The 8,325-nt window shown below is 72.9% G+C and carries 10 protein-coding genes; 2 read left to right on the top strand and 8 right to left on the bottom strand.

The features are described from left to right. Positions 1–78 precede the first annotated feature (78 nt). The 8 genes from HPY23_RS28705 to terL form a co-directional block, all read right to left on the bottom strand. Positions 79–381: a hypothetical protein gene (locus tag HPY23_RS28705; protein WP_139235079.1), complete on the bottom strand. Its 303-nt coding sequence runs from the start codon at positions 379–381 to the stop codon at positions 79–81. Next, complete coding sequence (locus tag HPY23_RS28700) at positions 381–755, bottom strand: DUF4054 domain-containing protein (protein ID WP_091891411.1); 375 nt, start codon at positions 753–755, stop codon at positions 381–383. Before HPY23_RS28700 ends, HPY23_RS28705 begins: the two co-directional genes overlap by 1 nt. A gap of 1 nt (position 756) precedes the next feature. Continuing rightward, positions 757–1,011 carry a hypothetical protein gene (locus HPY23_RS28695; RefSeq protein ID WP_060848813.1) on the bottom strand — a complete coding sequence of 85 codons (255 nt, stop codon included), beginning with the start codon at positions 1,009–1,011 and terminating at the stop codon, positions 757–759. A 12-nt stretch (positions 1,012–1,023) separates the two neighbouring features. Then, positions 1,024–1,971, bottom strand: coding sequence for a DUF2184 domain-containing protein (locus tag HPY23_RS28690; protein ID WP_091891409.1), 948 nt, complete (start codon positions 1,969–1,971; stop codon positions 1,024–1,026). 13 nt (positions 1,972–1,984) lie between these two features. Beyond that, the gene (locus HPY23_RS28685; RefSeq protein WP_091891406.1) at positions 1,985–2,428 is read right to left on the bottom strand and encodes a structural cement protein Gp24; all 444 of its coding nucleotides are present in this window, start codon (positions 2,426–2,428) and stop codon (positions 1,985–1,987) included. Beyond that, complete coding sequence (locus HPY23_RS33685) at positions 2,428–3,444, bottom strand: DUF2213 domain-containing protein (protein WP_091891402.1); 1,017 nt, start codon at positions 3,442–3,444, stop codon at positions 2,428–2,430. Before HPY23_RS33685 ends, HPY23_RS28685 begins: the two co-directional genes overlap by 1 nt. Before the next feature lie 343 nt (positions 3,445–3,787). Next, on the bottom strand, positions 3,788–5,053 hold the full coding sequence (locus HPY23_RS28675) for a DUF1073 domain-containing protein (protein WP_091891399.1): 1,266 nt from the start codon (positions 5,051–5,053) through the stop codon (positions 3,788–3,790). Further along, positions 5,053–5,868, bottom strand: coding sequence for a phage terminase large subunit (terL, locus tag HPY23_RS28670; RefSeq protein ID WP_329618764.1), 816 nt, complete (start codon positions 5,866–5,868; stop codon positions 5,053–5,055). Before terL ends, HPY23_RS28675 begins: the two co-directional genes overlap by 1 nt. A 190-nt stretch (positions 5,869–6,058) precedes the next feature. Between terL and HPY23_RS28665 the strand changes: the two genes are divergently transcribed. Further along, on the top strand, positions 6,059–7,807 hold the full coding sequence (locus tag HPY23_RS28665; protein ID WP_200601533.1) for a DnaB-like helicase C-terminal domain-containing protein: 1,749 nt from the start codon (positions 6,059–6,061) through the stop codon (positions 7,805–7,807). A gap of 39 nt (positions 7,808–7,846) precedes the next feature. Next, positions 7,847–8,245, top strand: a complete 399-nt coding sequence (locus HPY23_RS28660; RefSeq protein WP_200601534.1) for a hypothetical protein — start codon at positions 7,847–7,849, stop codon at positions 8,243–8,245. Positions 8,246–8,325: the final 80 nt, after the last annotated feature.

Raw genomic sequence — 8,325 nt, 5'->3', positions numbered from 1 at the left:
GTCGCCGGGCGGCCTCCCCGCCGGCCCGGGCCAGCCGCGCGAGGCGCGCCTGGAGCGGGCCGGTCTCGGCTCTCTGCGTCACAACGGTCTCCCCTGGATGAGGGCGTGGCTGCCGGTGGGGTCGGTCTCCACCGCGACGATGCGGTGGCGGATTCCCGCCAGGGTGATCTCGTCGTCGGGGTTCGGGGCGGCCCCCGGCGTCAGCACGACCGCCCGCACCAGGCGGCCCGGCAGGCCGGGCTCCTCGCCCGCCTCCCGGACGCTCTCGATCCGGGCCCGGACCGGCTCGTCGGCGAGGCCGGCCCGGTGCAGGATGGCGGCGTCGAACAGGGGGGCGAGCACCCTCCCGAGATGGCGGCCGAGACCGTCGAGGAGTCCCATCACACCACCGCCACGCCGGGGCTGTTGCGGCGCACCACCTCGTGGAAGCGCCGCCCGTAGGAGGTGAGCCCGAGGGTGCCCGGGGCGGCGTCCGGGGCCGGATCCCGGCGCTCGATGTGGAGCGTGCCGGAGCGCAGGGCCTTGAGGTCGAGGGCGCCCGCCCGGGCGAGCTCGGCCTCCGGTCCGCCCTGCCCGTCGAGGGTCAGCGTGTGGGCGGCGTGCAGCATCCGCCCGAGGGCGGCCTCCGCCGCCGGCCATCCCACCCCGACCCGCGGGGCTGCCTCGGCAAGCGCCCCGGCGACGACGGCGTCGGCGACGCTCGCGAAGGCCGGGAAGCGGGCCCGGAAGGCGTCCGGCGCGATCGCGTCCGCCATCTCACGCCTCCCCGCCGGAGGTCGGACGCTCGCGGCCGCGGCGGCGCTCGGGCCGGAGGTCGGGCCGGGGGTCGGGGCCGGGCTCCGCCGCCTCGATCCGCACCTCCCCGGCCGCCGCCCAGGCGGCGAGGCAGGGGTCGGGCCGGTCGGGAAGCGCGAGGACCGCGCTCTCGCCGGGCACCAGGAGTCGGGGCGCCCGCGCGCCCTTCGGCCAGACCAGCCGAGGGCCGGCGGCGTGGTTCGTCACCCGCATCATGCTCGCTCCCTCCTAGATGCCGTCGAGGTAGCGGCAGGCGGCGGGGCGGCGGATGTCGAGGCCGCCGAGCCGGAAGGCCCCCGGTACCTCGAAGCGCCACGGGCCAGTCTGCCAGGCCGGGAAGAACCGGAACGGCATCGGCAGCCACAGCTTTAGCACGGAAGGGTCGCGGCGATAGGCGACGAGGCGGGCGCTGCCGCCGGTGCCGGCCGTCTCGAGCGCCCGCACGCCGTAGACCGTCAGCTCCTGGCCGGTCTCCAAGGTGTAGACGTTGTGGCGCCGGATCCAGTCCAGCAGGGTGAGCGGGCTGATTCCGTCGAGGCGGCGAAGCCCGATGCCGAGCATCTGCTCGTAGGGCAGCAGCAGGGTGTCGGCCATCTCGACGGTGTTCGATCCGGTGAAGATCCCGATCAGCTGGCCGTTGACGTCGGCGAGGATCTGCTCGGGCGTCTTCCGGGCCCAGGCAGTGCTGCCGTCGGCGCCCGTCGCGGCGGCGCTGCCGACCGTCACGCCCGGGTGGTTGAGAAGCCCGGAGAAACCCTTGGCCGGGTCGCCCATGAGCGCGACCTGGTCGATGAACTCCTCCGAGGCGAGCCGCGCCGCGTCCGCCTTGTCGGCGTCGAGGTTCATGCCCAGCAACTGGGCCTTGCCGAGTTCCTCGAGGTCGTAGCCGTAGCCGATCCCCGCCATGGCGACGGCGGTCTCGTGCTGGCGGCGCGTCAGCTCGACCTTCGGCACGTCGGCGGCGGCGCCGTGGACCCAGGTCGCCTGCCCGACCCGGTCGACCGAGAAGTAGGTCACGGTCGGCACCCATTCGGGCGCCGCGGTATCGACCGGGACGAGGCGTGGATAGCGGATCGCCGGGTACTGGGCGCGGTAGACGGTCGGCTCGATGAAGGCTTGCTGGCTGACCAGGAAGGCGAGCGCCCGGGGCGCGTCGGTGACGAGGGTGCGGGTCATGGCGAGCCTCACTTCAGTTCAGGCGCAGGCGGACGAGGCCGCCCGCGGGCGCGGAGGTGTCGAACAGGGCGTTCGGGATCGGGGCGTTGCCGGAGGCGGCGGCGGTGATCGCGCCGGCGGGCGTCACGTAGGCCGAGCCGCCGGCGCTCGCGGCCGAGGCCGTGACCACCCAGACCGCGCCGCGCACCATCACGGGCGCGGTCTCGCCCTTGGCGAAGAGGTCGGCGCCGCTCGGGGACGGCCGCGCGTTGCGGTCGGCCAGCACGATGCCGCGGAAGACCGCGCCGGCGGCGGCGATGCTCTCGTCACGGGCGCCCTGGAAGGCGGCGCGGCCGAAGCCGATTCCCTCCGGGGTCTCGACGGTGCGGCTCAGGATCGTCGCGGGATTCTGATCGGCGGCCATGCCCTCGTAGGCGGCGGCCGGGCGGGTGGGATAGCTGGTCTGGACGGGGGGCATCAGCGGGCTCCGGCGGGTTTCCAAGCGTTGCGGAGGGTCTCGACCATGACGGCGTGGGCCGCTTCTTGGGTGAGCGGGGCTTGCGTCGGGGCGTCGGGGCGCTGGCGCAGGGCGTCGCGCAGCGGATCCGGAGCCTGGGGCGCGGAGACGTGGCGCGGTCCGGCGGCGATCACCCGGAAGGCGCCCTCGATCGCGGCGGCGCCCATGCCGCTGGCTTCCGCCTCGCCGAGGGCCCGGGCGACGGCGGCACGCCGGATCGCGTCGGCATTGAGGCCGGCGGGCTCGAAGGCGTCGCCGAGGATGCGGCGGGCTTGCGCCACCAGGGCGCCGCGCTCGGCCGCGAGCGCGTCGAGGGCGGAGATGTCCGGCACCCGGGCGCGGAGCGCCGCGACCTCGCCGTCGCGCTGGGCCAGGGCGGTCTCGGCGGCCTGCGCCCTTCCCTCGGCCTCGGCGAGGCGCCGGGCGAGGTCCGAATCGCCGATCCGGCACTCCGGGCCGGCGCGGCCCTGGGCCACGATGGCGACGTGGTCGACGACGACCATCGTCTGGCGAGCGTCGTAGGGGCTGCCGTCCGGGGCGGTGCCGGGGGTCCAGTCGAGGTCGCAGGTATACCCGACCGAGACCTCGCGCCGCCCGCCCTGCACCGCCGCGATGGCGGCGGAATCGGCGAGCAGCATCGGGATGCGGACGAACTCCCCGTCGCGCACCACCTCGTCGCCGACATGGCCCCGGGCGACGCCGCGCCAGGTCCGCGGCGTCACCGCCTCGGGCGGATGATCGAGGGTGACGGGCTTGTGGCCGAAGCTGCGCAGGGATTCGGGCCGAAAGATCTCGTCGGGGTCGCGGTAGATGCGCACCTGCGCAAGGTCCGGCCGGGCGACCTCGTCGCCGCGATAGACCTGGACGTTGCCGGCCCGCGCCGCGCGGGCCTGCACTACCAGGGCACCGTTGCCGAGCGGGCGCGCGCCCGCGATCTCGGCCGCGGGGCCGAGGCTGAGTCGGTCGAAGATGTGCATGGGGGATGTCTCGTGGTGGGAGGTGGGGAAGCCTCGCTCCCGATCGGGCTCGTGGGGTCACAGGCCGGGTCGCGCGCATCTCTCCTTTCCCCGCGGGCGGGGAGAGGGCAGCGCCACCGTTCAGGTGACGCGGCGAGGCGGCGGCCGAGGGTGAGGGGGTGTTTCCGGGGGAGCCTCAGGCGTCGAGCCCCCCCTCAACCCCGCTTCGGCTTCGCCTTCGCTTGCTGCAGACCCGACAAGGGGTCCGCAGCCCTCTCCCCGCCCGCGGGACGAGGAGAGAAGCCGCGCCTTTCTCGGGGATGTGACCGTGTCGGTCCGCTCGGGAGTGGGTTGGAAACCCGGCTCAGCCCGCCGGCCGTCCGTAGGCCGCGGCGATGCCGGGGAAGAGGTCGGCGGCGGAAAGCCAGCCCTCGACGCCGCGGACGAGGACGTCCGTCGGCACCACGCCCTCGCGGGCGAGCATCGCGGCGGTCTCGGCCTTGAGGCGGCCGACTTCCGCCTTCTCGCGCTCGCTCGCCTGGGCGAGAGGCCGCCAGGCGTAGCGCAGGACGGGCTCGTCGCGGCCGAGCGCGTCGCGGATCAGCAGCCGGTCGAGGCGGGCGATGGCGGGGGTGAGCTCGACGGTCTGACGGGCCGCGACGTGGTCGTGGTAGTTGCGGGTGTCCGATTCGCCCGTGGCGTTGAGGCCCGCTGGCGACTGCCCGAGCAGCCGCGTCACCGGGATGTCGGCGGCGCCCGCCGCGACCTGAAGGAAGAGGCGGGCCACCTCCGGCAGGCCGGAGAAGTCGAGCTGCTTCTGCTGGTAGCGCTCGCCCTCCGGCGAGCGGCCGTCGCCTTCGAGCAGCAGCATCCCGAACAGGCCCTTCATCCGGGCCGCGTAGGCGAAGCGCTCGGTGACGAGGCGGGTGCCGTCCTCCGTCGAGAGGGCTTGCGACAGGCCCGGCACCGAGATCACGTCCTGCTTGGCCTCGGGCAGCATCGCGGCGATGTGGGCGGCCGCCGCCGTCGCCTGGTCGATCGCCTCGAGCAGCGCCTGGAGCACGCTGTCGCCCCAGCCGTCACCGACCGCATCGTCCGGCAGGGCGGCGCCGAGGAAGCGCACGACGCGTGACGGATGGACCGCCTGCCCGCCGGCGACCGTGTAACCCCTCGGCTCGCCGAACCACGCCGAGAGCGGATCGCGCTCGACCGGGCCGGGCTGGATCGCGGTGCGGGGCAGGACGTGGAGGTAGCGCAATCCCCCCTGCCCGATCGTCTCGGGATCGAGCGCCCGGGCCGGATCGGGCGCGCCGTCGCCGATCAGGAGCGCGGCACCGCCGTGCAGGCGCGCGAGCCGCAGGGCCTGGAGCAGGCGCTCGCGCAGGGCGAGGCGCGCCTCGCTGGCGGCAAGAGCCGCCGCGACCTCGGGCGGCGCCTGCCAGGCACGCCACTCGCGCAGCATGTCGAAGGGCACGATGTCGACGACCTTGCGGGCGAGCCAGTTGTCCCGGTAGGCGGCGTCGAGCTCGGCCCGGGCGCGAGGCACGTGGACGTGCAGGTTGCCGGTGCTCTTGTCCCGCGGCCCGCCGAGGCCGGAGACGAGGTTGGCGAGGCGGTCGGCGAGCCACATCACAGGACTCCGAGCAGGCCGTATCCCGGCCGGGCCAGCGCCGAGAAGGCGCGCGAGAGGGCGTCGACCTGGTCGAGGAAGGCGCCGTTGGGAAACGTGCAGAGCTCGTCGAGGAAGGCCTCGTTCCAGGGCCCGGCGACGAGGTGGAAGTTGCCGGCCTCGGCCTGGGCCGAGACCGGCGCGGCGCGGGTCGCCTTGTCGCCGCTCTCCGGGCTCGCCCGCGCGTCGTAGCCGGCAAGCCGCCCGACGAGGTACTGCGCCTGCGCCTTGCCGGCTTGGCCCGGGTCCTGCGGCAGCGAGATCCGGCAGGCCGGGCCGTCCTCGGCGGCGGTGGCGAGGATCAGCCGCTCGACGCCGCCGGCCGAAAGCCGGTCGCGGCGGACATCGCGGACGTAGAGCCGCCCGTCGGGGCTGCGCGCGAGCTTGACGCCCGCGGTGTAGTCCGGCTGGCGCCCAGGCCTCGGCACGCTCGCCGCGAGGTCCCAGGCCCGCACTTCGGTGCAGCCGGCCGGGACCGCCCGCACGAGGGTGAACCAGCCGCGCTTGAACAACCCGCCGTCCCGGGGGGCCGGGCGCTGCTGGTACTGGCCGGCCGCCGCGTAGGCGCCCATCGTCGCCGTGTCGCGCTCCACCACGTGTTTGGGAAAGCGGGCCGGAAACAGCAGCTCGCCCGGCTCGCGGCGCGGGTCGGAAAAGCCGATCCGGGTGGCGCAGGCGCGCTCCGGCTCGAACTCCATCGGCAGCATCAGGTGATCGTAGCCGAGGCTTCTCGCCAGGATCACGCCCGACAGGTCGCGCTCGTGCAGCCTTTGCATGATGGCGCTGGGCCCAGTCCAGGCTAGAGCCCTTAGGCTCGCCGCTGGCAACCCATTGAGATTGCAGAACGAGTTCCCCTGGGAGTGGCGCCGTGAGGCGACCCCCGGGGTGCGAACCTTCGAGGAACACCGGGCCTTACCCACGGGCTCACGGCGCAACCAGTCCCGGAAAAGTCCCGGACGGAGACCCATGCCCCCGCCCTACCCGAGCTTCGCGGCGACCAACGCCGACATCGTTTCCAAGGGACCCTGCGAGAAGTGCGGGTCGTCAGACGCAAAGGCCACCTATGCCGACCTCCACACCCATTGCTACTCGTGCGGCCATCACACGCCTCCACCCGGGGGCGACGAAGGGGCAGGTGCTCCAGACGCTCATCATGTCCGAGCTTCTCGACCCCGGACCGAAGCGCCCGCTCTCCTCGTCCCCGGAGACGGCGCCTTCAGTAAGCTTGGCGTCCGCCGCATCGAGAGCGCGACGCTTCGACGGTTCGGCTACTTCGTAGCGGGCTTCAAGGGGCAGCCCTGCCAGGTCGCCCCCTACTTCGACCAAGACGGCGAGCCGGCCGGCCAGAAGGTCCGCACCCCGAGCAAGGACTTCTTGGTCCTAAAGGCCCACCCCGAGGCCCCTTCCATCGGCGAGTGCCAGCTCTGGGGCCGCCACGTCTTCGGGGACCGCTTCGACCGCAAGGTGGTCATCACCGAGGGCGAGCTGGACGCCATGTCGGTGGCCCAGGTGTCGGACTTCAAGTTCGCCTGCGTCTCCGTCAACACGGGGGCCAAGGGTGCCGCGAAGGTGCTCAAGGCCAACTACCTCTGGCTCGACCGCTTCGAGGAGATTATCCTCTGGTTCGACGCCGACGAGCCCGGCCAGGCCGCCGTGGACGAGTGCGCCAAGCTGTTCAAGGTCGGCAAGGTGCGGGTCGCCAAGGCGCCGGAGGGGCTGAAGGACGCCTCGGACTGCCTCCAGCAGGACCGGCCCGGGGACATCACCACGGCCATCTTCGCGGCGACCAAATGGACGCCTGCGGGTATCCGCAATGCCGCGGACCTGGCGAAGGACGTGGTGGCGCCCAAGGAGGAGGACGCCACCGGCTGGAGCTTCGAGTGGGTGTGGCCCGAGGTCCATGCGTTCCTCGGCCCCATCCGGCCGGGCCAGGTGGTCTACCATGTGGCCGGCACCGGGCTCGGCAAGACCACCGCCATCGCCGAGCTGGAGTATGACCTGGTCCACCGCCAGGGGGCCCGGTGCTTCCACATGGGCTTCGAGGACAGCCGGCGGGACGTGCTCCTGCGGCTCCTCTCCGTCCACACCTCGCTCCGGCTCGACATCAATCCCCTGTGCGACGAGGACATGCTGCGGCTCCACGCGGAGGTCTTCGGCGCCGGCAACGTCCACCTCTTCGACCCCGAGACGGCCGAATGGACGGTGGACGCCATCCTCAGTTACGTGCGGTTCTGCGCCAAGGCGCTGGACTGCCAGATCGGCTTCCTGGACCCGTTGAGCTTCATCGCGGCGGGCCTGGAGCAAGGCGAGGACGAGCGGCGCACCCTCGACAAGGTGTCCCGTGACCTCGCCGCACTCGCAAAGGAGCTGGGGGTCCACCTTCAGGTGACCCACCACCTCACGCGACCCATGGGTACGGCCCATGAGGAGGGAGCACAGACCTCCCTCAACCAGGTGCGAGGCAGCGGCGGTATCGCCAACTTCGCCTCCATCGTCGTTGGGCACGAGCGCAACCAGCAGGCCGAGGGGGAAGCCTCCCTCATCACGCGGCTGCGGAGCCTGAAGAATCGGCCCCGCTCGAAGACAGGCGTTATGGTCCACCTCAAGTACAACCTTGGGACGGGCCGCCTCCTGCCAACCAACGAGCCGTTCCCCGAGAAGGGCAACGGAGGGGGAGCCAAGAAGGATGGCTTCCCGCCGGTCGATGAGTATTGACCGGCCCCTCCCGCAACCTACTCACGAGACCCAACCATCATGAACACCATCGAGACCCTCCCGGCCCGTGTCCACCTGGACTGGGAGGTGGCGCCGAAGCCCCTGGCCGAGGTGAACGAGAACCTGCGGGCCCGCGTCCGGGAGCTGGAGGAGCAGGCCCAGGTGGCCGCCGTCCGGCACCAGATGGCCCAGGCGTTCGTCCAGATGCAGATCATGGGCTACTCCGCCCTCCAGAACTACGGCATCAACTACCACGACCTCCCCGCCTACAAGGACCCGGACGGGCTCCTGGAGAAGGCCGCCGAGGTGCCGCTCCTGGATGGCCAGGAGCACTACCTGGAATACTGCCGCCGGGTGGAGCACGACATCGCCGCCGCGGTTCGCCGCAAGCAGTTCGTCCTCCGAAACGGCGGCAAGGCTTTCCCCACCAACGGTTGACATCGAGGTACCTGAAATGGCGCAGAACCCAGCGTCGGCGCCCGGGAAGGTTCGCGCGACGCGACACCCCCTCGTCGCGG

This window comes from Methylobacterium ajmalii (assembly GCF_016613415.1).
GTDB classification, from domain to species: Bacteria; Pseudomonadota; Alphaproteobacteria; order Rhizobiales; family Beijerinckiaceae; genus Methylobacterium; species Methylobacterium ajmalii.
This window is presented reverse-complemented; position numbering and strand designations above follow the sequence as displayed.

Coding starts and splice junctions, on each gene's coding strand:
- HPY23_RS28665 (WP_200601533.1), top strand. CDS start 6,059: ATGCCCCCGCCCTACCCGAGCTTCGCGGCGACCAACGCCGACATCGTT.
- HPY23_RS28695 (WP_060848813.1), bottom strand. CDS start 1,011: ATGATGCGGGTGACGAACCACGCCGCCGGCCCTCGGCTGGTCTGGCCG.
- HPY23_RS28675 (WP_091891399.1), bottom strand. CDS start 5,053: ATGTGGCTCGCCGACCGCCTCGCCAACCTCGTCTCCGGCCTCGGCGGG.
- HPY23_RS28705 (WP_139235079.1), bottom strand. CDS start 381: ATGGGACTCCTCGACGGTCTCGGCCGCCATCTCGGGAGGGTGCTCGCC.
- HPY23_RS28685 (WP_091891406.1), bottom strand. CDS start 2,428: ATGCCCCCCGTCCAGACCAGCTATCCCACCCGCCCGGCCGCCGCCTAC.
- HPY23_RS28690 (WP_091891409.1), bottom strand. CDS start 1,971: ATGACCCGCACCCTCGTCACCGACGCGCCCCGGGCGCTCGCCTTCCTG.
- HPY23_RS33685 (WP_091891402.1), bottom strand. CDS start 3,444: ATGCACATCTTCGACCGACTCAGCCTCGGCCCCGCGGCCGAGATCGCG.
- HPY23_RS28660 (WP_200601534.1), top strand. CDS start 7,847: ATGAACACCATCGAGACCCTCCCGGCCCGTGTCCACCTGGACTGGGAG.
- terL (WP_329618764.1), bottom strand. CDS start 5,868: ATGCAAAGGCTGCACGAGCGCGACCTGTCGGGCGTGATCCTGGCGAGA.
- HPY23_RS28700 (WP_091891411.1), bottom strand. CDS start 755: ATGGCGGACGCGATCGCGCCGGACGCCTTCCGGGCCCGCTTCCCGGCC.